Origin of the sequence: Mesorhizobium sp. Pch-S (assembly GCF_004136315.1) — a bacterium.
GTDB lineage: Bacteria > Pseudomonadota > Alphaproteobacteria > Rhizobiales > Rhizobiaceae > Mesorhizobium.
In genome coordinates this window covers 5,252,271-5,278,105 of the sequence record NZ_CP029562.1, presented here as the reverse complement: position 1 = coordinate 5,278,105, position 25,835 = coordinate 5,252,271, and the positions used below count along the sequence as shown (strand labels likewise).

Sequence of the window (25,835 nt, the reverse complement as noted above, 5' to 3'; positions counted from 1 at the left end):
TCACAGGTCAATGACGCCGCGCTTGCGCAGCAGTATCCACAGGAAGAACGGACCACCAACCGTTGCGGTGATGATGCCGATCGGCAGTTCGGCCGGCGCAACGATGGTACGCGAGACAGTATCGGCCAGAATGAGCAGCGAGGCGCCAAGCAACGCCGAGGCCGGCAGCAGGTAGCGGTTGTCCGGGCCGATGGTCAGGCGCAGCAGGTGCGGCACCACAATGCCGACAAAACCAATGCCGCCGCTGACAGCGACCGATGCGCCGACAGCCGCCGAAACGCCGGCAATGGCAACATATTTCAGCTTCTGCACCTGGATACCGAGATGGTTCGCCGTCGCCTCGCCGAGTGACAGCGCATTGAGTCCCCTCGCAAAGAACGGCATCGCCACCAGCGCCACGAGCATGACAGGGCCGGCGGTGCCGATCTTGGTCCAGGTCGCACCGGCCAGCGAGCCGAGCTGCCAGAAGGTGAGATCGCGCAACTGGCGGTCGTCGGCCAGGTAGATCAAGACCCCGGTGAGAGCCATGGCGAGCGCGGACAGCGCGATACCAGCCAACAGCATGGTTGCCACCGAGGTTCGGCCCTGGCGCGTCGCCACCTGATAGAGGATCAATGTCGTGATCAGACCGCCGACAAAAGCCGCGAGCGGCAGCGCCATCGGTCCCATCAGTGTGGTGAAGGGCGCAAGCGCCGTACCACCCAGCACGATGACCGAAACCGCGCCGAGACCCGCACCCGCGGAGACACCGACGATGCCGGGATCGGCCAGCGGATTGCGGAATAGGCCTTGCATGACGGCACCGGACACGGCCAGAGCCGCACCGATCAGCGCACCGAGGACGACTCGTGGCAGGCGGATATCGTAGATGATGATGCGGTCGCGGGCACTCAACACGCGATCGGCCGCATCCGGGCCGGAGAACCAGTCACGCAGCGCATCGACAGCAGACGCGTCGGAAGCACCTGCTGTCAGGCTGAACAGCGCGACAGCGACCAGCAGCACCGCCAGCAGAACGATGGCAAGGCGCGCACGCGCCGAGCGATCGCCGGCGGCCTTGCGCGCCATCAAGCCGGACGGACCGGCGATGGAATGATCAACCATGGCACACGCCGCTCAATCGGCGATCTTGTTGCCGTAGAAAGCTGCGGCGAGATCGTGGATAGCGTAGGCGGTGCGTGGGCCGAAGCCGAGAAGATAGGCGCCGTTCATGCGGATGACCTTCTTCTCCTTGCCGGCCGGCGTCTCGGCGATCGCCGGATTGCCGAACAGCGCTTCGTCCGAAACCGGCGGACCGGCATGTGTCATCATCAGGATGACATCCGGTGCGGCGGTCACCACCGCCTCGTCGGCAAGCTGTTTGTAGCCGGGCACATCGGCAACCACGTTGATGGCACCGGCCATCTTGATGATACCATCAGCTGCCGTGTTGGATCCGGCAGCAAGAATCTTGCCATTCTGCATCGACAGCACGAACAGCACCCGCTTGCGATCCTTGATGTCCGCCGTCTGCTTTTCCGCCGCCTTCAGCTTGGTATCGAGGTCGGCAGCCAGTTTCTCTGCCTTGGCATCGGCGCCCAGCGCCTTGCCGACAATGCGGATCTTTTCCAGCACTCCGACGTGATCGTAGGTTTCGGGTACTTCGATGAAGGGCACGCTGCTCTTTTTCAGGACATCGACCGCGTCCTTCGGACCGCTGCCCTTGAGCGCCAGGATACCGGTCGGATTGACCGACAGCACGCCTTCCGGCGACAGCGCGCGCATATAGCCGACATCCGGCAGCTTGAGTGCCGCTTCGGGATAGACGCTGGTGGAGTCACGGGCAACGAGCTTGGCTTCCTCACCAAGCGCATAAACGATCTCGGTGACGGCCCCACCAACGGCAACAATTCGCTTGGTGTCCGAGAACACAGCACCACTCTCGCTCGCCATAGCGACGGCAAGCGGCATGGCCGCCAGCGCGGTGCCGAAAACGGCCACCCGCACCAGCCTCTTCATGACGGCACGCATCACGCGGCGCTCTGCTCTGCCACACGCGGCAGGCTTTCCGCCAGCGAACGCCAGTCGGCGCGCTCCGTTTCGCCTTCATGGCGTTTGCCGAAGAATTGGATGATCATCTTGCCGTCGGCATCATAGGCCTCCAGCGAGGTGACATGACCGTCCTTGGTTGGTTTGCGCACGGCCCAGGCCTCGGCGATGTGATCGCCGCGCAGATGCAAGTGGAAGGTCTCGTCGAATATATTGATCCAGGGTCCCATCGGGCTGACCGACTTGACCGGACCGGAATGGATCTGGATGCAGCCACGGTTACCGACAAAGCACATGATCGGCTGACCGCTTGCGGAAGCACCCTGGAACATGGCCATCACCGCGGATGGATCGAGCTTCCAGGCATAGTCCTGGCCGATCATCCGAACCGCCTGCTGGCGGCTGAGCTTCAGCGTGCGCAGCATGCCGAAGAACTGATGCGTGTCCGTCAGCTTGCTCCAGCGTTCACGCAGATCGTCGACCGTCTGCGGTGTCAGTTCGCCGGGAACGTCGTCTTCGGCGACGGTGCCGAGCGCAACCGTCGGCTCCTGGTTTGGCGAGACGAGCTGGTCGACCAGTTTCTGATACGCATAGAGATTGGACGCCGGCCTCAAATGAACCTTGTGCACGGCTTCACCGGCAGCATCGAAGAACTGCAGGCTGCGACGGATCTCATCGCCATCACGCTTCTCGACGGCAAAACCATGCGCCCACACCTTCGGGAAGATGCGCAGGTCGATGTTTTCACCCAGCGCCATCGCCGTGTGCTCGCCCGTGACGACTTTGTCGTAGACACCGATCTTTTCGTGGACAGCGCTTTCATTGCGGGTCAGCGCCATGACCTCGCCGACCGGCTCCAGGCCGGTCAACAGGTCATTGACGCGTGGCTCGACGCGCGTCACCCCTTCGCCGCAATGCGCGGCCACCAGTTCGGCTTCCGAAATGCCGAGCTGTGCGGCGAGGTCGCGCTCGCGCATTTTGGGGTTTTCCGCTCGCGTCCGCCGAATTTCGTGCGGGGCTGGCTTTACGCGCTGGTCCATTTCCGTCCCTACCCTTGCTACCTTACTTGTTGAGAATGAGCTTGCCCTGGCGAGTGATCTTGAGCCGGTAGAGCGCGCCGTGGTGCTCGATGCCGATCTCGTGTTCACCTTGGAAAAGCGAATTGCTGGTGAGCGTCCTGACCGAAATCGGCATCCGTTCGACACGCAATTGCGCCTGCGCTTCAGGCCGGCGGTAGCGGAAACGGAAGTCGTCAGGGTTGTGCGTGTTCATCGTGGTCCACTCCTGATCTCGCCGGGTCGCGCCCGGCTTCCTGCAAAAGGCCGATTCATTTGTTGACTTGAATACTCATGTTTATTAGTCAGTGCAATACCGGACTAGATGAGTCAACATTTAACATACCGGCCGAACGAAAAAGATGCGAGCCAGCCCCACGGCGAGCCAGCATGCAGACAGGGATTTGGAGTTGGAGATGGGCGTGGGGACGACTGAGCGGTCTGGGCAGGCCGCGAATTTTTGTGGCGCAGGCGGGACTGTCGCCAGGACGTTGACTGCGCTGACAGCAGGTGTTGCCGTTACAGCGCTGCTTTCAGGCGCATCGCTGGCTCAGGAAGCAGCCAAACCCGCGACCCAGGCCGCGACGCAGAACGGCCAGCCAGCGGAGGCGGACAAGACTGAAACCCAGAGCAGCACCCTGCTCGACAAGATCATGTTGATCAGCCGCACCGGTGAAAGCGCGATCAAGGCACTCGCTTCGGTCAGCCATGTCGATCAGGAGCAGATTGACCGGCGCATGGCGGCGACCCCCAATGAGCTGCTGCGCGGCGTGCCGGGCGTCACCGTGCAGGCAGACGCTCGCCGTACCGCCTCCTCCATCAAATCCGCGGCTTGCAGGATTTCGGTCGCGTTGCGGTCATCGTCGACGGCGCCCGTCAGAATTTCCAGCGCTCCGACCACGGAACGCAATCGACCTTCTACATCGACCCCGAATTGATCAAGTCGGTCGACGTCATCCGCGGTCCGGTTGCCAACACCTACGGTTCGGGCGCCATCGGCGGCGTTGTCATGTTCGACACCAAGGACGCCGAAGACTTCCTGAAGCCTGGTGAAACCTGGGCAACGTCACTGTCCGGCCGCTACGAGAGCAACGGCAAAGGCTGGACCACCAGCGCGACCGGCGCCTACAAGTTCAACGACAACTTCGACGTGCTCGGCAACATCGTCTATCGCGATTACAGCGACTACAAGGACGGCGACGGCAAAAAGGTCGGCGGTAGCGGCTTTGACGTGTTGAGCGGCATGCTGAAGAGCACCATCCGCCCGACCGAAAACTCGACGTTGAAGCTCGGCTGGATCGGCAACAGCGAAAGCTGGAACGAGGTCAGCGGCGGCAAGCCTGCCTACGACCTCGACATGAAGCAGAACACTTTCACCGGCCGTTATAACCTGACAGACGAGGAAAAGAGCTGGCTCGACCTCAACGTCAACCTTTCCTACAACAAGGCGACGCTCGACCAGACCAGCCTGATCCCGCTCGGCGGGAGGTTCGACCCGATCACCGGCAGACCGGTGACTCTGCCTGCCGGTTCCAAGACTACTTATGACATCGGCACCTTCGGGATCGACGTCTGGAACACCTCGCGCTTCGAGACCTCCGGCATCAACCACGAACTGACCTATGGCGGCGACTGGGTGTCGGATGACGTCAAGACCACCGGCCTTGCAGCGGGTGACGCCTTCTACACCCCGGGCGGCAAACGCAACATCGGCGGTGCGCACATCCAGGACAAGCTGACCTGGGAATGGCTCGAAGTCATCGGCGGCCTCCGCTATGACAGCTACAGCCTCAAGGGCTCAACCTCCGACACGTCGGGCGATCACCTGTCCCCGCGCATCACCGTTGGCGTATCCCCCTTCGAGGCGCCGGGTCTGAAAGGCCTGCAGCTCTATACGACCTATGCCGAAGGCTATCGTTCACCGTCACTTACCGAAACCTTCATCAGCGGCTTGCATCCTGCGGGTGTCTCCTTCCCGTTCCTGCCCAACCCGAACCTCAAGCCCGAGACCGGCAAGACCTGGGAAGCCGGCCTGAACTACACCACCGATGGCATCTTCCAGCCGGATGACGCACTGCGCATCAAGGCCGCGTATTTCAACAACGACGTCACCGACTACATTTCCGGTGTGCAGTTGTCGGCGTTCGACCCGACCAGCGGCTGCCGTCGCGGCGGCATGATCCCAATCTGCTACCAGTACCAAAACTTCGCCAAGGCCAAGATCAACGGCTTCGAGTTCGAAAGCGTCTATGACGCGGCCTGGGGCTTCGCTGGTCTGTCCGCCTCGGTCATTGACGGTCATACCGTTTCCTACAAGGGCGTCCGTGCCGATCTGACGACGGTGCCATCCGCGCAGGTGGCCGCCCAGCTCGGCTTCCGCTTCTTCGAAGACAGGCTGACCATCGGCGGCGAGGTCCAGTACAACGGCGCGCCGGAAGGCAACAAGGCCGCCCGCGATTACACGCTGGTCAACGCCTTCGCTTCCTACAAGGCCAACGACAACCTCAAGGTCGACTTCCGCGTCGACAACATCTTCGACGTCAAATACGCCAACCCGCTCAATGCCACGACCACCTCGACGATCTACGAGCCCGGCGTGACTTTCAAGCTCGGCGCGACGATGCGCTTCGGAGGTTGACCATGAAAGCGAAGTCGCTTGCCCTGTTTGCCGCCCTCGCCGCCTTCCCTGCCGGCGCAGGTCCTGCATTTGCCCAGCAGGCGGCTTCGCTTTCCCTGGAGCTGAATGGTGCGCAGCCATCTGACAAGGGCTGCCGCCTGACCTTCGTGGTCACCAACAACCTCAACGCCGACCTTAGCAAGGCCGCCTTCGAGATCGCCCTGTTCAACGAAGCCGGTGTTGTCGACCGCATGACCGTGCTCGACTTCAAGGAACTGTCAGCCGGCAAGACGAAGGTGACGCGTTTCGATCTTTCGGGTACGACTTGTTCGAAGATCAGCCGTGTGCTGGTCAACAGCGCTACGGAATGCGTCGGCCAGGGCATCGAGCCCTCCGCCTGCATGCGCGACCTCAAGACCAGCAGCAAGGCGGGCATCACCTTCGGGGTCTGAGTTTCCGTCATGAACAGGAACTTCGACCTTGGACCCGCAACCGGCTTCTTCGAACAGAGTACCGTTCCAGCCGGAAACCTTGCAGCCGGAAGATCCGCGGATCGCCATCCCGGGCGCACTGCAGCCGGATCCCGTCGAAGCCGCCAGACTTGACGACAATGCCGACGCCGAGGTTCAGCCAGCTCCAGCCGAGCCAGACCATGCGAACGAAGCTGCCGGATCGAAACGTAAGTCGTCGCTGGCTTTCGCCGCTTCGCTTGTCTTCCATGTTGCGGTTGCCGCCATGCTGATCCTGGCGCCTGAAAGCATCCTGCCGCCACGCCCACTGACCGACATAGAAGGTGCGGACAAAGCCAACCAGCTCTTGTTCGGCAATGACGAGGCTGACGCCAGCGTTGCTGGACAGCATCCCGATGTGACGGACGTTACCGTCGTCCCGGAAAGCGAATTGCCGCCGCAGCTGCAACCGCAACCACAGGTCGCGGCTCCCACCGAACCGATACAACAGCCCAAGGAACAGGCGCAGCCACCCACGGAACAAGAGCAGCAAGCGACCGAGCCTTCGCCCGATGTCCTGGCCAGCCCTCGGACCGCCGAGGAGAAAAACAGCTTCACGACCTTGGAGGGCCGTCCCACCGCCAAGCTGGAAATTTTGCGTCCGGTGATGCCTGAACCAAGCGAGGCCGAGCGCCAGCTGACAGAACCGCGGAAGCCTGCTCCCGAAGCACAAACCACACCGCAGAGGCCTGCGCAGCCGGCATCCGGTTCTGGCGGCCAGGCCGAAACAGAAGCCCTGCTCGGTGCCAATGAAGGTCGAGAAGGCGGTGACAGTGCCGTCTCCGGCATCGGCACTGCCCAGACCGAGGCAGGCAATGCTGCGGCGTCGAACTACCGCGGCCTGGTGCAAAGAAAGCTCAACCGCGCCAGCCGGCGCGTCTCGCAAGCAGCACAGGCCAAGGCGGTCAACAACGCACTGGTCAGCTTTGTCACCACGGCCAATGGCGGCGTGGTGGATGTGAGGCTTGTCCGAAGCTCAGGCTCGGTAGAACTCGACAAGTTCGCCGTAGAGCTGGTGAAGAGTGTCGCGCCCTATCCCGCTATCCCACCAGAAACTGGCAACAAGACCTGGCCGTTCACCGTCCAGATCGGCCCATTCCTCTGAATTTTGCTTCATCGCCCAGGAAAGGAACACCATGTATATCGCCATGAACCGCTTCAAGGTGCAGAACGGCTCGGAGGAAGCCTTTGAGGACGTCTGGAAGAACCGCGATTCCTCGCTGTCGGAAATGGCCGGCTTCAAGGAATTTCATCTGCTGCGCGGTCCGGTCAACGAGACCGAAGGCTACACGCTGTTCGCGTCACACACCGTGTGGGCGAGCCATGACGACTTCGTTGCATGGACCAAATCGGAGAACTTCCGTGCCGCGCACAGGAATGCCGGCAGCAGCAAGGTTCACTACCTCGGCCATCCGCAATTCGAAGGCTTTTCAGTGGTCGAAGGCGCCTAACCTTAAAAAACCAAATGGGCTCGTCTTTCCTGAAGAGCCCATTGCAAAGAGACTATTCGCTGCAGGCCGACAGCCTCAGGCGGCCGCGAGCAGGCTGGCATTTCCACCCGCGGCGGTGGTGTCGACACAGACTGCGCGCTCATGCGCATAGGCCGCAGGATAAATCACCTCGCTCACCAGCGGGACGATTGGTCCGCCTCGGGCTGAAATGGCTTCACGCAGGCTACGGGTGTCCTCGGGCGCGCCGGAGAAGGCGACCACGTCGATGGGCAGCGTATCGATCGAACCAGCATCCATGCGCGCGTCGATGGCAGCGACCGGCAGCCCTTTGCCGGTCAGCACCGACAACGCGGCGGGCGCGCCAGGCGCTACCGCCAGGATGGCATTGCCGGCAGCGAGCGCCTGTACTGCCTGCGCCAGCAGTGTCTCGGCATCCGGCCCAAGCGCCAGCACACGGCCGCGCGGCGTCAGCGACAGTGTATTCGCCTCGCCCGTCGGCCCCGGCAGATCGACCTGGCCGAATTCAAGCCCGGCAGCAGCCCCAATGGCATCCGCTGCCTTGCCGCGCAGATGCTTGCGCAGGATGGCGATCCGGTCCGGCCGCATCGACCAGCCGCCAAGCGCGGGATCAGGCATGTTGTCGGCAAGTTCCCTGGCCGAAGCCGAGCGCGCTTCGCTCAGCGCCGAGCCGGCCTCCGGGCCTCTGCGGAAACGCCGCAAATAGTGCGGGCCTCCCGCTTTGGGTCCGGTCCCTGACAGCCCCTCGCCGCCGAACGGCTGCGAACCAACCACTGCGCCGATCTGGTTGCGGTTCACATAGATGTTGCCGGCATGGATGCCGTCGACGAAATGCTGCGCCCGGGCATCGATGCGGGTGTGCAAGCCGAAGGTCAGCCCATAGCCCTTGCGGTTGATGGCCGCGATCACGGCCTCGATCTCGTTGGCGTCAAAGGTGGCGACGTGCAGCACCGGGCCGAACACCTCGCGTTCCATCTCCTCGATGCCTTTGACACGGAACACCGCGGGCGCCACGAACCGGCCGTCCGTCGGGACGGCGAGTTGTGCGATCGCCCGCCCCTCGCCTGTCATCTTGGCGCTGTAGTCCTTGATCGATTTCTGTGCCTCGTCGTCGATAACCGGCCCGACATCGGTCGAGATCTGCCATGGATCGCCGATGTTGAGCGCATCCATGGCACCCTTCAGCATCTCCAGCATCTTGGCCTCGACATCCTTCTGGACGTAGAGCACGCGCAGGGCAGAGCAGCGCTGACCCGCACTCTGGAAGGAAGACGCCAGCACATCGCGGATCGCCTGCTCAGGCAGCGCGGTGGAATCGACGATCATGGCGTTCAGACCGCCTGTTTCGGCGATCAGCATGGCGTCGGGCGCAGCCGTCCTGGCCAATTGCCGCTCGATCAGCTTGGCTACTTCGGTCGAGCCGGTGAAGCAGACGCCCGCGATGCGCGGGTCGGCGGTCAGCGGCGCACCGACATTCGGACCATCACCCGGCAACAGCTGGATCACATCCTCCGGCACCCCTGCCTCGCGCAGCAGTTCGACCGCACGATAGGCGATCAGCGGTGTCTGCTCGGCCGGCTTGGCAATCACGGTGTTGCCGGTGACGAGGGCGGCAGCGATCTGACCAGTGAAGATGGCGAGCGGGAAATTCCATGGCGAGATACAGACGATGGCGCCGCGTGCCTGCGTACCGGCTTCTGCCTGGGCGGCCTGCGCTGCATAGTAGCGCAGGAAATCGACGGCTTCGCGCACTTCCGCAACACCATCGGCCAGTGTCTTGCCAGCCTCGCGGGTGGCAAGCGCGAAGAATTCGACCGCGTGTTTTTCGTAAAGATCGGCAGCGCGGGAAAGGATGGCAGCTCGTTCTCCGACCGGCCGCTTCGCCCAGGCCGGCTGCGCCTCGACTGCAAAACGCACCGCTGTCGGCACCTGCTTTGCCGCCGCCTCGACGACCGTACCCACGATTTCCGATGGCCGCGCAGGATTGACCACCGGCCGCTGCTGACCATAGCCAGCCGCGCGCGTGATTGGCTTCGCGGTCCAATGATTGGCACCGGCAAAAGCCGCCTTGGCTTTGTCGATTTCGGCGAGCGTCACGATATCGGTGATGTCCCAGCCTTTGGCGTTGCGTCTGCCGGCGCCAAAGATCGCGGCAGGTTTCGCAATGTTCGGATTGGCGGCCGATCCTTGCGTCTCGACGGCTTCAAGCGGATCCCGCGCAATCTCTTCTGGCGCGACGTCTTCGTCGGTCAGCTGATGTACGAACGAGGAATTGGCTCCGTTCTCAAGAAGGCGCCGCACGAGATAGGCAAGCAGGTCAGAATGCGCGCCGACGGGTGCGTAGATACGACAGCGCGTCCCTTCGGCCTTGCGGATCGCCTCATGCAGTTGCTCGCCCATGCCGTGCAGACGCTGGAATTCGAAACTGTCGCGATCCGACGCCATCGACAGGATTGCCGCCGCCGTATGCGCATTGTGCGTTGCGAACTGCGGATAGATGCGATCGGTCATGCCGAGCAGCTTGCGTGCGCAGGCGAGATACGAGACGTCGGTGTTCACCTTGCGCGTGAACACCGGATAGCCGGTAAGACCGAGTGTCTGCGCGCGCTTGATCTCGGTGTCCCAATAGGCGCCCTTGACCAGCCGCACCATGATCTTGCGGTCGAGCTTGGTGGCCAGTGCGTGCAGCCAGTCGATGGTGAAGGCAGCACGCGGGCCATAGGCCTGCACGACGACACCGAAACCGTTCCAGTCGGCAAGTTCCGGGTCGGCGAGAACGCGCTCGATGACATCGAGCGAAAGATCGAGCCGATCAGCCTCTTCGGCGTCGATGTTGAGGCCCATGCGTGCCTTGCGCGCCGCACGCGCCAGCGACAGCAGCCGGTCGGCCATCACCGGCAGCATCGTCTCCTTCTGCGCGACCTCATAGCGTGGATGCAACGCCGAGAGTTTCACCGAGATGCCGTGGTTCAGGCGGATGTCGTCGCCCTTGGCGCCAGGGGCCAATGAAGCGATAGCGTCTGCATAGGCCTTCAGGTAGCGCAACGCATCGTGTTCGGTGCGTGCCGCTTCGCCCAGCATATCGAAGGAATAGAGATACCCCTTCTGCGTCATCGACTTGCCGCGCTTGACTGCCTCGGCGATGGTACGGCCGAGCACGAACTGCTCGCCCATTTCACGCATCGCCGCCGCCACGGCCTTGCGGATCACCGGCTCGCCCAGCCGCCGCACCATGGAACGCAGCGTGCCTTCGATGCCACCCTCGCCTTCATCGAGCACGCGGCCAGTCAGCATCAGTGCCCAGGTCGACGCGTTGACGAAGATCGAGGACGACGAGCCGGAATGCGACGACCAGTCGTGCGGAGCGATCTTGTCGGCGATCAGGTCGTCCATCGTCTCAGCGTCCGGGACGCGCAGCAGCGCTTCCGCCAGGCACATCAGCGCCACGCCTTCCTTGGTCGAAAGCCCGTAAGCCGAGAGGAAAACCTCCATCAGCCGCGGATCGGACGACCCGCGCACCGCACGCACCAGGTCGGCGGCACGCCGGGAGATCGCCTTGCGTTCATCGACCGATAGTCCCGTGGCCGCAGCCAGCCGTTGCACGGCTTCGCCCTCATCGGGGAGATAGTTGGCGCGGATCTGCTGGCGGATGGTGGCGAGCGCGGGCATGGCGGTCCTTTGAAAGCGCAGGTTTGAAGGTCCGCCGAACGGGTCACCGGACCGGATGCCGAAAACTAGCACGGCGCCCGCACTTCCATCGGTCCAAAGAATTAGCAATATCAGTCTGTATGAACTATGAATAAGACTTTCATCAACATATTGAGCTGAAAAACTGACCATGGAAGACCAATTGGACCGCCTTGACCGAAACATCCTCTCTGCATTGGCCAGAAGCGGCCGGCAGTCGATGTCGGAACTGGCGGCAAAGGTCGGGCTCTCCAAGACTCCCGTGCAGGCGCGCGTCAAACGGCTGGAGAAAGACGGCTTCATCAAAGGCTATGCCGCCATCATCGATCGCGAGCGCATGGGCGAAGGCCATGTCGCCTTCGTCCAGGTGAAGCTGTCGGACACCCGCTCCAGCGCACTGGACTCCTTCAACCGCGCCGTGCAGGCCGTTCCCGAGATCGAACAATGCCACATGATGGCCGCGAGTTTCGACTACCTGCTCAAGGTCCGTACCCGCGATATCGCCGCCTATCGACGAATCCTGGGCGAACGCATTTCCGCGCTGCCGCATGTCGCCCAGACTTCGACCTTCGTGGCGATGGAGACGGTGAAGGACCGCTAGCTGCGCCGGGAGTTCATGGCGAAAGCGTTTTCAGGAACGCCACGAGCGCCGCCCGCTCCCGCTCGGACAGTTGCAGCGGATGTACCTCCGAAACGCCTTCGACGCTGAGCGGCGCCTTGGCATAATGCGCCACCACCTCCTCGAGCGTGCCGAACTGGCCGGCATGCATGTAAGGCGGCCGATCCGCGACGGCACGCAGCGATGGCGTCTTATAGGCTCTGACCAGTTCTGGCTTGTCCCGCACCATGAACTTCAGTTCACCACAGGCTTCCGGCCCACCATCGCGGTAGGCACCGAGGCAGTTGAACGGATCGGCTTCGACCTGGGCGACCGCATCGACACGACCGCGATCCGGCGGCAGGTCCGCCACTGGTGGGACCCCGGTGTTGTGGAAGGCGTGATCAGTGAACAACGGACCATTGTGACAGGTCGAACAGTTCGCCTTACCGACGAACAGCTTCAGCCCCTGGATCTCCTCCGCCGAGAAGACATCGTCGTCCTTCGGCTCCTGCCCGGCAGCAAGTGCCGCCGCGAAACGATCGAACCGTGTTTCCCTGGGGCTGATGGAGCGCTGAAAAGCGGCCAATGCCTTGCCGATATTGGCGAAGACACGGTTGATGCCATCCCGCTGCCCGTCGCTCATTCCGTTCCAGGCCGATTGTTCCGCAGCGGATCCAAGGGGGCTGGCATTGGCGGGCACACTGGCAAAATCGGGCAGTGAACCGAAAATGCGTTCGTAGCGTTCGCCGAACCGCGCCTTGACGTAGCGCGCGTAGGCAACGCGGTTTCCGACCTGTTCAAGCGGATTTTCCAACGGCACCAGCGCCTGTGCCCACAGGCTGTCTCGGCGACCGTCCCAGAACAGCCAGGGGCTGTAGGCAACGCCGGCAAGCGGCTGCGTGCGTCGGTTGGTGCGCCCGACACCCATTCCCTGCGGAAGGCCATCCTGGAACTGCTGGCCGATCTGGTGGCAGGAGGAACAGGCAACCGTACCGGTCGGGCTCAACGAAAAGTCGAAAAACAGGGTCGCACCCAGTGCTGCCGCGCCGGGATCATCCGCATAGCGGTTCGTGGTGTCAGGCTTCAACGGCGGCAAGGCGCTCAGCGCCAGGCTGGCGATGGTTCTCTTCTCCGCTTCCGAGAACTGCGGCCTGTCGCAACCGGCAACAACAGCTGCCAGCGACAGGACAAGGGCTATGCCCGGTGCGTTTCTCACGGGAACGCGGAAACGCTCCAATCCTTTGTTTTTACGCAATTCCGGACGGAAAACCGTTACGAACTTCTCCCGGAACTGCGCTGGAAAACGCTTCATGCTCACAACACGATGTTGAACACCACGGTATCCGATCCGGCCGGTGCCGAAATGCCCAGTTTCAGCTGCCACCAACCGCTCATGGAGAACTTCACACCCGAAATCCGATAACGACCTTCGCCCAGATAGTCCGTCATCTGCGGGCTGGTCGGCAAGCCATGTGCATGCTGCGGCATGCCGCCGGCAACCTCGATCGTCGCATTCTCGACAGGCTGGCCCGCTGCAGTCTTCAGCGTCAGCACCCAATCCTGCAATTCGTTCTGCCTGGCTGCCCCGCCCTGAGGCACGAAGGTCGCGACGAACATCCCCTTCTCGCTGCCTCGCGTTTGCCCGGTTTCCGGTGCGGCGGCCGGCGGCGTGCTGGGCGCGGTCATGTAGACCACTGCCAGAACACCTAGCACGACCGCGATCAGCCCTATGCCCGCAACCAGATAACGCCAGAAAGGTGCCAATGAAGCCCCACATCATGCCTGTGAACGTCAGCAACTGCGCCTAGCATCCCGTCCGCCTGTGGGAAAGTGTGCCGGTGGCACAAACGGCTTGAAGCAGGCATGGCGCGCGCCTCGACAAAAAGCTACAGCGGATCGCTCAGGGAGATGAGGTGATGTCAAAGGGTGTCGCCGCGATCGGCGAATGCATGCTGGAACTGTCGGGCCAGAATGGTCCGGACTGGCGCCTGGGTTATGCAGGCGACACGTTTAACACGCTGTGGGCGCTGGCCGCGCTCACCGACGGCTCGGCGACCTACGTCTCCGCCTTCGGCGACGACCCTTTTTCGCATCGCCAGATCGAGTTCTTCAGCGAGAACGGCATCGGCGTTGGCACAAGCCCCGTCATTACGGGTGCACGACCCGGCCTTTACGCGATTACCCTCGACGGCGCGGAGCGATCCTTCACCTACTGGCGCTCGGATTCAGCAGCACGCCAACTGGCGGCCGATCCAGACGCCCTGAAGAAAAATCTGGAAAATCAGTCCCTTATATATTTTTCCGGAATCACCTTGGCAATCCTGGATCCGGACGCGCGCACGACCTTGGTCAAAGCCATTTCGAGCGCCCGTGCCGCCGGAAGCCGGATTGCCTTCGACCCCAACTACCGGCCGCGCCTGTGGCCGGATCGTGAAACCGCGCAGGCGGCGATTGCCGATGCGCTTGCCGTCAGCGACATCGCGTTGCCCACCTTCCCCGACGAACAGATGCTGCATGGCGACCGCACGCCCGCGGACACCGCCAAGCGCATCGGCCAATCGGTGCGCGAAGTGATCGTCAAGAATGGCGAGCTGCCAGCCCTGGTTTCCGTTGGTTCGGAGCAGCAGGAGATTGCCGCCGTCCATGTCGCCAGGCCTGTGGACACCACCGGCGCCGGCGATTCCTTCAACGGAGGTTATCTCGCCGCACGGCTGGCAGGCCTGGAGCCCGCCGACGCCGTTAGCCGGGCGCACCGCGTCGCAGCGAGAGTTGTACAGGTGCGCGGCGCGCTTGCTCCGTTCGACGTGCTGCGGGAGGCGTTCATCGAATAGATCCCCGCCGGGCAACTATCCCAAGCGGAACCGGTATTCCGTCACGTGATGATAGGTTTCGCCAGGCAGGAGTGTCGCCGGCGGGAAGTAGGTCCGGTTGGGGGCATCTGGCCAGACCTGCGTTTCCAGGCACAGGCCCGAAAAGCGGCCATAGCCCACCCCGCCGAGACCTGGAGTTGCTGGCGCGATGTATTCGCCGCCATAAAGCTGCACACCCGGCTCCGACGTCCATACTTCCATTTCGACACCGGAGGTAGCGCCTTGCACCCAGGCTGCCTGCCGCATCGGCCCGCGTGCCGCGGCCAGACAGAAGTTGTGGTCGTAGACGAACTGCTCGCCATCGCTGCGCATCGCGCGCGCCTGGCGAAAATCGAGTGGCGTGCCGTCAACCGGCTGCACGACACCCGTGGGGATCATCTCGGCATCGACGGGCAGATAAGCTCCGGCAGGGATCATTATGCGATGATCCAGCACGTCGCCCGCACCGCCGTCGTCCAGATTGAAATACGAATGCTGGGTTAGATTGCAAACAGTGGTCTCGTCTGCCGTAGCCGTGAACTCCACCGACAGCGTGCCCGGGATCTTCAGCCGGTAGGTGCAGGTCACATCCAGCGCACCGGGAAAACCCATCGTTCCCGCGGGATCGTGCAGGCTCAAGGTGACGAAGTCGCGCCCATGCAGGGAAACCTCCCAGGCCCGGCCGGCATAGCCGCCCGCGCCGCCATGCAGCGTATGCTTGCCCAGGAAATTGCGATCCGTCTGTTGACGCTGGCCGGCCAGCGTGAACCGGCCGTCACGAATACGATTGGCAAAACGCCCCACGACCGCGCCGAAATAGAGAGAATCCTTTTCGTAGGCCTCGAAGCTGTCGAAGCCCAGTACCAATGGCGCGTCATGGCCGGCAAGGCGCAGATCCTGGATGACTGCGCCCCAGTTGAGGATATTGGCCGAAAGCCCACCGCCACGGATGATGAAGCGGCGGATAGCCTCCCCCGCCTGCGTGGTTCCGAAGTGTTCGCCGTCTTTCATGCAGCTAGCGCGGGTCGGTCGGTCCAACCGACCCGCTTATCGATCAGAGGCCGAGACCGCCGATGCAGACGTACTTGGTATCGAGATAGTCCTCGATGCCCTGATGGCCGCCTTCCTTGCCGAGGCCGGATTCCTTGACGCCACCGAACGGTGCTTCCGGTGTCGTGATCAGGCCTTCGTTGACGCCGACCATGCCGTACTTCAGGCCTTCCATGACCCGGAAAGCACGACCGAGATCGCCGGTGTAGAAATAGCAGGCCAGGCCGAATTCGGTGTCATTGGCAAGCGCAACCGCTTCTTCCTCGGTCGTGAACTTGAACACCGGCGCAACGGGTCCGAAGATCTCTTCCTTCATGAACATCATGTCGGGCGTCGCACCGCTGATCACGGTCGGCTCGAAGAACGAGCCGCCAAGCGCATGCGGCTTGCCACCGGTTTCAACCTTGCCACCCTTGGCCTTGGCGTCCGCCACGAATTCCGCGGTCTTCAATGCCGCCTTTTCGTCGATCAACGGCCCCTGCTGCACGCCTTCCTCAAGACCGGAACCGACCTTCAGCTTGGCAGTCGCAGCCGCCAGTCTCTCGACGAACTTGTCATAGATGCCTGCCTGCACGAAGAAGCGATTGGTGCAGACGCAGGTCTGACCGGAATTGCGGAACTTCGCCGTGATCGCGCCTTCGACGGCACGGTCGAGATCGGCATCGTCGAACACGATGAAAGGGGCATTGCCGCCGAGCTCCATCGATACCTTCTTGACCGTCTTGGCCGACTTCTCGATCAGCATCTTGCCGACCGGGGTCGAGCCAGTGAAGGTGATCTTCTTGACCAGCGGGTTGAAGCAGAGTTCATCGCCGATTTCGCCGGCGGCCCCGGTGACGATGTTGACCACGCCCTTCGGGAAGCCGACTTCTTCTGCCAGCGCGCCCCAGGCCAGCGCCGAGTAAGGCGTCTGCGTGGCGGGCTTGACGACGGCGGTGCAGCCTGCGGCCAGTGCCGGTCCGAGCTTGCGGGCCAGCATGGAGGATGGGAAGTTCCAGGGCGTGATGGCGGCGACGACGCCGACCGGCTCCTTGGTCACGATGATGCGCCGATCAGCCCAGGGCGACGGCACGACATCGCCATAAGTGCGGCGGCCTTCTTCGGCGAACCACAGCACATAGGCCGCCGACGAGCCGACCTCGCCGCGGGCCTCGAACAGCGACTTGCCCTGCTCGGTGGTCAGCAGTTCGGCCAGTGCGTCCTGATTGTCCATGATGGCGTCGTGCAGCTTGCGCAGCAGCTTCGAGCGCTCGAGCGCCGATGTCTTGCGCCAGGTGAGAAACGCTGCGTGGGCGGCCTCGATGGCACGGCGGGTCTCGGTGGCGCCGGCCTTCGGCACGGTGCCGATCTTCAGGCCGTTGGCGGGGTTGGTCACGTCGATGGTCTGGCCGGAATCGGCCTGTACCCATTCGCCGTTGATGAGATTGGCCTGCCGCATGAAATGGCTGGTTTTCTGAAGCATGGTCTAGCCTCCCTTCGGCCGCGTGCGGACCGGTCATGAATAGGTCGATGGGTGTTTTCGGCGTCACTGCCGCAACTGGACCACCGCTCTTACTCCAGAGCCGGCCCAACGATCAATCGCCATGGCTCAACCTAAGCACTGGGCCAGCACAAATCCAGCCCTAGCCAAACACCACGGTCGTGACGGCCAGCCAGAACGACGTCGTGATGACCGCGCAGGCCGTGGCGAGCGTCATCTGGTTGGAAGCGAGTCCCTGGCCGGTCTCGAATTGTACGGCAATCAGATAAGAATTGATGCCTGACGGCAGGGCAGCCACCAGAACGGCGACTTGCGCAGTCAGCGGCGGCAGACCGGCCAGCCACACCAGAAGCAGCGTAATCGCAGGCATCACGAACAACTTCAGCACCGAAAGGGCAACAGCCGGGCCGATGTGGCCGGTGATGCCGAAGCGGTTGAGTCCAAGGCCCATGGCGAACAGGGCCACCGGAGCCGCCGTTCCTCCCAGCGCCTCAGCCAGCCGCGACACCAGTCCAGGCAGCGGAATGCCGGTAAGGCGCCAGATGAGACCGGCCAGGATACCAATGATGAGCGGGTTGATCAGCAGCTTGTGCAGGAAGCGACGCAGCACCCGTAACGGATGCAGCCCCGTGGTCTTGCCGTCGCCGAACAGTTCAAACAACACGATCGAGGCCATCATCATGATCGGCAGGTGCACCGAGACCAGCAGGGACAGCACCTCGAACCCCTGCCTTCCATAGACGCCAAGGATGAATGGCACACCAAGCAGAACGACGTTGGAGTAGGCAGCGGAAACGCCACCGACAATGCCGGTGCGGCTGTCGCGGCCAAACAGGCGCGTGGTGACCAGATGACCGGCCAACCAGGTCAGCGCGACGGCAGAAAAATAGGTTCCCCACAGTATCCATGGTGCCGAACCATGAAAATCGGAATTGACCATGGTCTCGAACAACAGCAGCGGCATGGCAACGCCGACTGCGAACTCGGCCACGCCTTCCGCGCTTTGTGCCTTGAGATACCCTGTGAGCCCGGCGACGTAGCCCAGCGCCACAAGGCCGAAGACGAACAGGACGGTTTCGGTAAGCGGCGACATCATTTCCCTCGACAGTCGACTGATAGGAGAGCGATGCCAGTCCTGCAACAGCCACGCCCCACGCATCTGTGGCGCATGTCTGTTGTCGCAGCCGGCAAACCTGGACCTGCTTGCCTTCCTGCCGGCTTTGCGATCCCTATATGACCCATACCGGCGTCGATGGGACGGCGGAAAGGTTCCTGATGTTTCGCTTTCTCCTTGTCCTGCTGCTTTTCCTGACACCCCTCCCCGCCTCCGCCACGGATGCGGGCTGGGCACTGCTCAGGGCTGGCGGCCACGTCGTTTTGCTCCGCCACGCCATGGTGACCGGCAATGGCGATCCAGCCGGCTTCGACATCGAGAAATGCGCGACCCAGCAGAAGCTGTCTGAACGAGGCAAACAGCAGGCGCGCAAGATCGGCGCGCTGTTCGCAGCACGCGCCGCCCCGATCGACCAGGTGCTTTCCAGCCGCTATTGCCGCGCTCTCGACACTGCTGGTATCGCCTTTGAAGACAACAAGGCCGAGAAATTCGAACCGCTCGATCTTCTGTCGAAGGATTCAGGCGCTGCCGCGACACAGAACGCTGCCGTGATCAAGGAAGTGGAGAGCTTCACGGGCGACGGCAACCTCGTGATGATCACCCATCTGGAGAATATCCAGGCGCTGACGGGCGCCGGCGCCCGCGAAGGAGAAGCCGTGATCGTCGGCGTCGACGGCGAGAAGCTGCGCGTGCTCGGGCGCATCATCTTCTGAGAGCTCGAACAGTAGATACTTTCCAGAAACGCGGCCAACACCTATGTCCGGCTATCGCAAGACTAGGTCGACCACCGAGAGGCTCGTTTCAGGCCTTTCGTTGACCTTGAACCTGCTTGCCTTCCCTTGCGACGCACATCGATAATATGCTTGTGCAAATACGTTTCTTGACATCCGCGTGGCACATTCGCCCTTTTCCTGCCATGCAAAACGGATTAGAGAGCGCGACAACCTCCAACACTGAATCTGCTCCGCTCGAAGGAATTGCCCGTGTCCACGACATTTGAAAAAGTTGCCAAAATCATTGCCGACACGAGCGAAATCGACATCGACACCATCACGCCTGAGAGCCATACCATCGACGATCTCGGCATCGACAGCCTCGATTTCCTCGACATCGTCTTCGCCATCGACAAGGAATTCGGCATCAAGGTTCCGCTCGAGAAGTGGACCCAGGAAGTGAATGACGGCAAGGCTTCGACCGACGAGTATTTCGTCATGAAGAACCTCTGCGCGAAGATCGACGCGCTGGTCGCCGCCAAGAACGCGGCCTGACAATCGGCTGTCAGGCGTGCCGGCCGCCCTTGACGGGCGGCGCGCGCTGACCCACAAACCGCCCATGAAATCCTACGACGTCGTCATCACCGGCATCGGCCTGGTTTCCTCTCTCGGGGAAGGCCCGGATGCGCATTGGCAGCAACTGACGGCCTCAGGCACCAAGCCGGTGCTCGATGCGGAGCGCTTCGCTCCCTACACCGTCCACCCCCTGCCCGAGATCGACTGGAACCTGCAGATCGCCAAACGCGGCGACCAGCGCCAGATGGAAACCTGGCAGCGGCTTGGCACTTATGTGGCTGGCCTGGCCCTGGATGACGCCGGCATCAAGACCGACGAAGCTCTGTGTTCCACCATGGACATGGTGGTAGCTGCCGGCGGCGGCGAGCGCGACGTGGCGGTCGACAACGCCATCCTGGCTGCTTCGGAGAGCCGAAGCGATTTCGATATCCTGCTCAATGAAAAGCTGACCACCGAACTCAGGCCGACACTGTTCCTGGCGCAGTTGTCCAACCTGCTCGCCGGCAACATCTCGATCGTGCATAAGGTCACCGGGTCTTCGCGCACCTTCATGGGTGAGGAAGGTGCTGGCGTCGCCGCTGTCGAAACGGCCGCCGCCCGCGTCCGGTCGGGCCAGTCGACGCACATGCTGGTCGGCGGTGCCTTCCAGACCGAACACCCCGATATGCTGCTCGGCTATGAGCTTGGCGCCTATCTGCACAGGGGCGCCTGGAAGCCCGTCTGGCAGCGTTCCGGTTCCGAAGGCGGCGGCGTGGTTTCCGGCTCGGGCGGCGCGTTCCTCGTTTTGGAAAGCCGCGAGCACGCCGAGAAGCGCGGCGCCCGCATCTATGCGGAGCTTGGTCCGGTCCGCTCTGGACGTGCGCGCCGCAAGCGCGGGGAACTTGGCTCGACCATCGAAACATTGCTCAAGGCAACCAACCTGCCGCAGGGTCAGGTCCTCGCACTTTCCGGCGCTTCCGGTGGCCATGCCGCCACGTCGGCCGAGAAGGCTGCGATCGATGCCCATGCCGGCCTGACCGCACGCGGCTTCGGCACGCTGACCGGCCACATGAAGGAAGCACAATTCCCGTTCGCGGTGGCGCTCGCTGCACTGGCCGTCCACAACAAGGCGCCCTATCCCGTCTTCGATGCGGCATCCGAGCGCAATTTCGACGGAATCCCCGAGCAGGTACTGGCAACAGCGGTCGGCTATCACCAATTCGAGGGACTGGCGCTGGTCAGTGCTGCTTGAGCAGTGCGCGCCGGCCGCAAGACGGCAGGGTGTGTTTACGCAATCCCGGACGCAAAACCGCTACGCACTTTTGCTGGATTGCTCTAGGGTCAAGGATTGAGGCATGGCAAAGCTGAAGGATCATCTGGGCAGGCCGGTCGTTGCAGTCACCGGGATCGGCGTCGTCACCTCTTTGGGCGTCGGCAAGGCCGACAATTGGGCAGCGCTCACTGCCGGAAAGTCCGGTATCCATCCGATCACCCGCTTTCCCATCGACCAGTTGAACACCCGCATCTCGGGTATGGTCGATTTCCTGCCGTCGAGCAGCAAGGGTGCAAGCGCCCTCACCTATGAGCTGGCAGAAACCGCGGCACGCGAAGCGGTCGCCGAAGCCGGCATCGACCCGGAGAATTTTGGCGGTCCGCTCTTCCTCGCCTCACCACCCGTCGAGCTCGACTGGCACGACCGCTTGGCCCTCTACAAGGGTGGCGACCAGCCGGATGCTTCCGACCGCATTCTCGAAGTGGCGCGCGGGCTGAATTCGTCGGACATGTTCGATTCGGCGCAGTTCGGCACCATTGCCGACCGCCTGTCCGATGCTTTCGGCACCACGGGTTTGCCGATCACGCTGTCCACCGCCTGCGCTTCCGGTGCAACCGCCATCCAACTCGGCGTCGAAGCGATCCGCCGCGGCGAATGTGATCGGGCACTATCGGTTGGCGCGGATGGCTCGGCAACGGCTGAAGCGCTGATCCGCTTCTCGCTTCTATCGGCACTCTCCACGTCCAACGAGGTTCCTGAAAAGGCCTCGAAGCCTTTCTCCAAGGATCGTGACGGCTTTGTCCTGGCTGAAGGTTCGGCCGCACTCGTGCTGGAATCGCTGGAAAGCGCGCTGGCGCGTGGCGCCACCGTGCTCGGCATCCTGCGCGGCTGTGGCGAAAAGGCCGATGATTTCCACCGCACCCGGTCCAAGCCGGACGGCTCGCCGGCGATTGCCGCAGTCAAGGCTGCGCTCGCCGATGCCGGCCTTTCCGAGGATGAGATCGACTACATCAATGCGCACGGAACCTCGACGCCGGAGAACGACAAGATGGAGCATCTGTCGCTGTCGACGGTGTTCGGCGAACGCATCAGCCAGATTCCGATCTCGTCCAACAAATCGATGATCGGTCACACATTGTCCGCTGCCGGCGCGATCGAGGCCGCCTTCTCGCTGATGACCATGCGCGAAGGCGTCATTCCGCCCACCATCAATTACGACAATCCCGATCCGGCGATTGCGCTGGATGTCGTGCCGAACAGGAAGCGCGAGGCCAAGGTTGGCACGGTTCTGTCGAACTCCTTCGGCTTCGGCGGCCAGAATACCTGCCTTGTCATGGCACGGGAACCCGTTTAAGGCGCCCTGAACGTAGGCAGCAGGGCATTGAGGGAATAGGCAGTCGCTGCCTTGTTGCCCTATTCCCTTACTGCCCTGCTGCAAAACGAACTGGACGCGAGATCATATGCGCGCACTGCAACTCATCGAGGATCGCCGGCTCGAACTGGTCGACGTCGCTCCTCCTCCGCCACCTGCCATCGGTGAGGTGACGCTGCGCATCAAGGCCGTGGCGTTGAACCACATCGACGTGTGGGGCTGGCGGGGCATGGCCTTCGCCAAACGCAAGCTGCCGCTGACGGTCGGCGCGGAGGCATCCGGAGAGGTCGAGGCGATCGGTCCAGGCGTCTCCAACCTGGTTCCGGGCCAGCTTGTCTCGATCTATGGCGCCCGCACCTGCGGGCTGTGTCGCGCCTGCCGCGAGAAGCGCGACAATCTGTGCGAACATGTCGGCGGTGTGCACGGCTTCCATCTCGACGGCTTCGCGCAGGAAAAGATCAACCTCCCCGCCCGGCTGCTGGTTCCGGCCCCTCCCGGCGTTGATGCAGTTGGCGCTGCCGTTGCACCGGTCACCTTCGGCACGGTCGAGCACATGCTGTTCGACAACGCCAGACTGGAACCCGGTGAAACGATCCTGGTCCATGCCGGCGGCTCCGGCATCGGCTCTGCTGCCATCCAGCTTGCGAAGAAAATCGGCTGCACCGTCATCACCACGGTCGGCTCCAACGACAAGATCGAAAAGGCCAGGGCGCTGGGCGCCGATCACGTCATCAACTATCGCGAAGATCGTTTCGAAGGCGCGGTGCGCAAGATCACCAGGAAGAAGGGCGTTGACGTCGTCTTCGAACATGTCGGCAAGGACACCTGGGCCGGCTCGATGTTTTCCTTGAAGCGCGGTGGCCGTCTGGTCACCTGCGGCTCGACCTCTGGCGTTTCGACCGAAGTGAACCTGATGATGCTGTTCCAGCAGCAGTTGAAGCTGCTTGGTTCTTTTGGCTGCCGCATGGAGAACATGGCGAACTCCATGCAGAAGATGGCTGCCGGCCTCGTTTCACCTGTCATCGACACCGAGGTCGATTTCGACGGCATCGACGCTGCGTTGAAACGCATGGAAGGCCGCGACGTTTTCGGCAAGATCATCCTGCGCGTAGGCTGATGGCCGACGCGCGCGAACCCATGTTGCGCCCTCTTGTCTACAAGACGCTACGCGGCCTGAAGGTTGCGGAGTACTGGATCACTGCGCGCGTCGCGATGGCGATCCTCGCTGTCATGCGCATGCTGCCGCCGGATCTCGCCCTCAATTTCATCGATCGCGCGGCGCGCACGATCGGCCCGAAGGTCGGACGCCACCGTGTCGCCATTGCCAATCTCAAGAACGCCTATCCCGACAAGAGCGACGCAGAGATCGAAAAGATCGCCTCCGATATGTGGGGCAATATGGGACGGCTGGCAGGCGAATATGTCTTCCTGGAGCAGCTGTTCGACTATGACCCGGATGCCGAGACACCTGGCCGCGTCGAGGTGGTCGGCAAGGAACTGTTCCTGAAGATCCGCGACGAGAAGAGACCGCACATCTTCTTCACCGCGCATATGGGCAATTTCGAGCTGCTGCCGGTAGCGGCTGCCACCTTCGACCTGTCGGTTTCGGCGCTGTTTCGGGCCCCGAACAACCCCTACCTTGCCGAATACATCTTCCGGACGCGCGCTGCGACGATGGGGGAACTGCTCGCCTCCAAGAACGGCGTCTCTTTCGCCATGGCGCAGGTGCTGGAGCGCGGCGGCAACGTCGGCGCCCTCGTCGACCAGAAGTTCACCAACGGCGTTCTGTCCACCTTCTTTGGCCAGCCATGCCAGACCAGCCCGCTGGTGCCGAAACTGGCGCGTCAGTTCGACTGCGACGTCTATCCCGTCTTTTCCGTGCGCCTGCCCGGCAATCGTTTTCGGCTGACGCTGTGTGACAAGCTCGAATTGCCACGCAGCGACGCTGGTCAGTTGGATGTGGCCGCGATGGTCCAGCTGATGAACGACACTGTCGAGGGCTGGGTGCGTCAGGATCCCGGGCAGTGGATGTGGTTCCACAAACGTTGGCAGATCCGGGGCCGCACCCGCTAGAGCATTTTGCAGCCAAGTGGAATCACTTGGCGTCACAAAAATGCGCTGAAAACAAAAACTTCGAGCGTTTCCGCGGTTCCGTGAAAAACGGAAACGCTCTGGCAGCGAAATCCTCGCGCGAATGTGACACGCATTGCGGACAGGGATCGCTTAAACTCGCAACTTCTGCCACACTTGATCATTAACTTTTGTAATCGACAGTGCGGTCATAGCAGGGCGGCAGGGCGATGACGGACGAACAGACAAGGAAAAAGGACACGGCGTTATGGACGCCGTGGGGCGGCCAGCAACCGGCAAAGCCGGGTGAGAAATTCGCAGCTTTGCGGCGGTTGGCCAAACGTCTGCGCAGCGTGCGCAAGAAAAAGCTGGCAAAGCCGGCGGTCGCCGGCAGCTAAGCGAACGGGCACCCGCAAGTCGTCTGTTGCAGGCATTGTCGAATCGCGCGCCAAGACCCTAACCGCCGTAATAATTCATCACCGTATGACGCGCTTCAGCAAAGAACAGCCACCGTTCGGTCAGCATCCCGACACCATGGCTGAACATAGCGACCACCAAGGCCAGGAGCGCCGCGACACCAGCTTCCGCTCCGGCCATGAGCGCAGCCAGCACCAGGAAAATCAGGGCTCCCGGCAGTAATCCGCCCAATAGCAGGGCGAGCCTGCGCAGCTTGGCGGCGTGTTTGCGCACGACACGAAAGCCCATCTCGGCGGTCAGGTAATTCTCGGTGACATGCGGCCGCTCGAACAGCCGAACGCGACCGATAGCGCCGAGGCCTGTTGCGCTTTCCGGCGTCGATAAGGGTTGAAGGCTGTCGAGATGGCGCAACCAGGCAATCTTCGTCGCCCAGGCCGCAACCAGCAAAACCAGCGCCAGGAGCAGCAGCAGGCCCGCTGATCCACCTCCCGCGATGCCCAAGGCGCTGCCCAACAGTGCCCCTCCAGCCGCAGCGAACAGCAGATAGCAGGCGGTCGTCAGCCGCGTGTGCCAGGCCTGCACCGATTTCAGCGACGCATAGATCATCGAGGTGCAGAAAACCGTCGCAAGCGACAACACGGACCCGGCGAGGCCAATTGGCGCCAGGTAACGCCCCTCGATGACACAGAGCCAGGCCGACACGGTCAATGGCACGAACGCCAGGACTGACAGCACGCCTTCACGCGAGAGCCAGCTCGAACGCCATTGCGAGAACGCCCGCCAGGCGCGTTGCGGGTTGCCGAGATGCAGCGTCGAGGACAGCAGCCCGCCCGCGATCAGGCCCAGCGCCAAAATGTGGGCGGCCTTGGTGGCGATTGCTGCCGGATCCAACAATCCGAGCCCCAGAACCGCGGCCAGTCCGTAGCCGAGGCCGGACAGCACGGTGAAGGCGATGATGGAGGCAGCCGGATGCATG

25 protein-coding genes are annotated in these 25,835 nt (G+C 62.5%); 14 read left to right on the top strand and 11 right to left on the bottom strand.

Translation table 11 applies throughout. From position 1 onward, the window contains the following. From C1M53_RS24645 to hemP, 4 genes are read right to left on the bottom strand one after another with little or no spacing between them, the layout of a single operon-like run. The gene (locus C1M53_RS24645; protein WP_129414626.1) at positions 1–1,104 is read right to left on the bottom strand and encodes an iron ABC transporter permease; all 1,104 of its coding nucleotides are present in this window, start codon (positions 1,102–1,104) and stop codon (positions 1–3) included. Between the two features lie 12 nt (positions 1,105–1,116). After that, positions 1,117–2,010: a hemin ABC transporter substrate-binding protein gene (locus tag C1M53_RS24640; protein ID WP_245488650.1), complete on the bottom strand. Its 894-nt coding sequence runs from the start codon at positions 2,008–2,010 to the stop codon at positions 1,117–1,119. Continuing rightward, entirely contained in the window at positions 2,010–3,068 is a 1,059-nt protein-coding gene (locus C1M53_RS24635; protein WP_129414625.1) for a hemin-degrading factor, read from the bottom strand. The genes C1M53_RS24640 and C1M53_RS24635 overlap by 1 nt, the downstream gene beginning before the upstream one ends. Positions 3,069–3,090: 22 nt before the next feature. Further along, the gene (gene hemP / locus C1M53_RS24630) at positions 3,091–3,300 is read right to left on the bottom strand and encodes a hemin uptake protein HemP (RefSeq protein ID WP_129414624.1); all 210 of its coding nucleotides are present in this window, start codon (positions 3,298–3,300) and stop codon (positions 3,091–3,093) included. Positions 3,301–3,505: 205 nt separating this feature from the next. Between hemP and C1M53_RS32560 the strand changes: the two genes are divergently transcribed. Genes C1M53_RS32560 through C1M53_RS24610 form a run of 5 tightly spaced genes read left to right on the top strand, consistent with a single transcriptional unit; the run spans position 3,506 to position 7,660 of the window. Next, positions 3,506–4,021 carry a TonB-dependent receptor plug domain-containing protein gene (locus C1M53_RS32560; protein ID WP_348630008.1) on the top strand — a complete coding sequence of 172 codons (516 nt, stop codon included), beginning with the start codon at positions 3,506–3,508 and terminating at the stop codon, positions 4,019–4,021. Next, positions 3,916–5,721 carry a TonB-dependent hemoglobin/transferrin/lactoferrin family receptor gene (locus tag C1M53_RS24625; protein ID WP_348630007.1) on the top strand — a complete coding sequence of 602 codons (1,806 nt, stop codon included), beginning with the start codon at positions 3,916–3,918 and terminating at the stop codon, positions 5,719–5,721. The genes C1M53_RS32560 and C1M53_RS24625 overlap by 106 nt, the downstream gene beginning before the upstream one ends. 2 nt (positions 5,722–5,723) lie before the next feature. Continuing rightward, on the top strand, positions 5,724–6,152 hold the full coding sequence (locus tag C1M53_RS24620) for a hypothetical protein (RefSeq protein ID WP_245488274.1): 429 nt from the start codon (positions 5,724–5,726) through the stop codon (positions 6,150–6,152). Between the two features lie 28 nt (positions 6,153–6,180). Next, the gene (locus C1M53_RS24615) at positions 6,181–7,314 is read left to right on the top strand and encodes an energy transducer TonB (protein ID WP_129414623.1); all 1,134 of its coding nucleotides are present in this window, start codon (positions 6,181–6,183) and stop codon (positions 7,312–7,314) included. 31 nt (positions 7,315–7,345) lie between these two features. After that, on the top strand, positions 7,346–7,660 hold the full coding sequence (locus C1M53_RS24610; RefSeq protein WP_129414622.1) for an antibiotic biosynthesis monooxygenase: 315 nt from the start codon (positions 7,346–7,348) through the stop codon (positions 7,658–7,660). A 75-nt stretch (positions 7,661–7,735) separates the two neighbouring features. Here the strand turns inward: C1M53_RS24610 and putA are convergent, their stop codons facing one another. Next, on the bottom strand, positions 7,736–11,347 hold the full coding sequence (gene putA, locus C1M53_RS24605) for a bifunctional proline dehydrogenase/L-glutamate gamma-semialdehyde dehydrogenase PutA (RefSeq protein WP_129414621.1): 3,612 nt from the start codon (positions 11,345–11,347) through the stop codon (positions 7,736–7,738). Between the two features lie 169 nt (positions 11,348–11,516). Between putA and C1M53_RS24600 the strand changes: the two genes are divergently transcribed. Continuing rightward, positions 11,517–11,966 (top strand): Lrp/AsnC ligand binding domain-containing protein, encoded by a 450-nt coding sequence (locus C1M53_RS24600; protein ID WP_129414620.1) that lies wholly within the window; start codon positions 11,517–11,519, stop codon positions 11,964–11,966. A 13-nt stretch (positions 11,967–11,979) separates the two neighbouring features. On the opposite strand, the gene C1M53_RS24595 is transcribed toward C1M53_RS24600, so the two are convergent. Together C1M53_RS24595 and C1M53_RS24590 are read right to left on the bottom strand one after the other, a co-directional pair. Beyond that, positions 11,980–13,182: a cytochrome c peroxidase gene (locus C1M53_RS24595; RefSeq protein WP_245488273.1), complete on the bottom strand. Its 1,203-nt coding sequence runs from the start codon at positions 13,180–13,182 to the stop codon at positions 11,980–11,982. A gap of 98 nt (positions 13,183–13,280) precedes the next feature. Then, positions 13,281–13,730 carry a FixH family protein gene (locus C1M53_RS24590; RefSeq protein ID WP_129414618.1) on the bottom strand — a complete coding sequence of 150 codons (450 nt, stop codon included), beginning with the start codon at positions 13,728–13,730 and terminating at the stop codon, positions 13,281–13,283. A 149-nt stretch (positions 13,731–13,879) separates the two neighbouring features. Between C1M53_RS24590 and C1M53_RS24585 the strand changes: the two genes are divergently transcribed. Further along, positions 13,880–14,797, top strand: a complete 918-nt coding sequence (locus C1M53_RS24585) for a sugar kinase (RefSeq protein ID WP_129414617.1) — start codon at positions 13,880–13,882, stop codon at positions 14,795–14,797. 15 nt (positions 14,798–14,812) lie between these two features. Here C1M53_RS24585 and C1M53_RS24580 read toward each other — a convergent pair whose 3' ends face one another. The 3 genes from C1M53_RS24580 to C1M53_RS24570 all read right to left on the bottom strand — a co-directional run bounded on the left by C1M53_RS24580 (position 14,813) and on the right by C1M53_RS24570 (position 18,438). Beyond that, positions 14,813–15,826 carry an aldose epimerase family protein gene (locus tag C1M53_RS24580; protein ID WP_129414616.1) on the bottom strand — a complete coding sequence of 338 codons (1,014 nt, stop codon included), beginning with the start codon at positions 15,824–15,826 and terminating at the stop codon, positions 14,813–14,815. Between the two features lie 43 nt (positions 15,827–15,869). Further along, positions 15,870–17,327 carry an NAD-dependent succinate-semialdehyde dehydrogenase gene (locus C1M53_RS24575; protein WP_129414615.1) on the bottom strand — a complete coding sequence of 486 codons (1,458 nt, stop codon included), beginning with the start codon at positions 17,325–17,327 and terminating at the stop codon, positions 15,870–15,872. 160 nt (positions 17,328–17,487) lie between these two features. Then, the gene (locus tag C1M53_RS24570) at positions 17,488–18,438 is read right to left on the bottom strand and encodes an AEC family transporter (RefSeq protein WP_129416352.1); all 951 of its coding nucleotides are present in this window, start codon (positions 18,436–18,438) and stop codon (positions 17,488–17,490) included. A 182-nt stretch (positions 18,439–18,620) separates the two neighbouring features. On the opposite strand from C1M53_RS24570, the gene C1M53_RS24565 reads away from it, so the two are divergent. From C1M53_RS24565 to C1M53_RS31780, 7 genes are all read left to right on the top strand, one after another. Then, a complete protein-coding gene (locus C1M53_RS24565; protein ID WP_129414614.1) occupies positions 18,621–19,172 on the top strand; it encodes a histidine phosphatase family protein in 552 nt (183 codons plus the stop codon). A gap of 264 nt (positions 19,173–19,436) precedes the next feature. Beyond that, positions 19,437–19,727 (top strand): acyl carrier protein, encoded by a 291-nt coding sequence (locus C1M53_RS24560; protein WP_186306960.1) that lies wholly within the window; start codon positions 19,437–19,439, stop codon positions 19,725–19,727. Between the two features lie 64 nt (positions 19,728–19,791). Further along, on the top strand, positions 19,792–20,979 hold the full coding sequence (locus C1M53_RS24555) for a beta-ketoacyl-ACP synthase (protein WP_129414613.1): 1,188 nt from the start codon (positions 19,792–19,794) through the stop codon (positions 20,977–20,979). A 103-nt stretch (positions 20,980–21,082) separates the two neighbouring features. Further along, a complete protein-coding gene (locus C1M53_RS24550) occupies positions 21,083–22,354 on the top strand; it encodes a beta-ketoacyl-ACP synthase (protein ID WP_129414612.1) in 1,272 nt (423 codons plus the stop codon). Positions 22,355–22,460: 106 nt separating this feature from the next. After that, a complete protein-coding gene (locus tag C1M53_RS24545) occupies positions 22,461–23,489 on the top strand; it encodes a zinc-binding dehydrogenase (RefSeq protein ID WP_129414611.1) in 1,029 nt (342 codons plus the stop codon). Between the two features lie 20 nt (positions 23,490–23,509). After that, the gene (locus C1M53_RS24540; RefSeq protein ID WP_129414610.1) at positions 23,510–24,445 is read left to right on the top strand and encodes a lipid A biosynthesis lauroyl acyltransferase; all 936 of its coding nucleotides are present in this window, start codon (positions 23,510–23,512) and stop codon (positions 24,443–24,445) included. Between the two features lie 227 nt (positions 24,446–24,672). After that, positions 24,673–24,840 (top strand): hypothetical protein, encoded by a 168-nt coding sequence (locus C1M53_RS31780; protein WP_165358233.1) that lies wholly within the window; start codon positions 24,673–24,675, stop codon positions 24,838–24,840. A 58-nt stretch (positions 24,841–24,898) separates the two neighbouring features. Here C1M53_RS31780 and C1M53_RS24535 read toward each other — a convergent pair whose 3' ends face one another. After that, positions 24,899–25,834, bottom strand: coding sequence for a DmsC/YnfH family molybdoenzyme membrane anchor subunit (locus C1M53_RS24535; RefSeq protein ID WP_129414609.1), 936 nt, complete (start codon positions 25,832–25,834; stop codon positions 24,899–24,901). Position 25,835 lies beyond the last annotated feature (1 nt).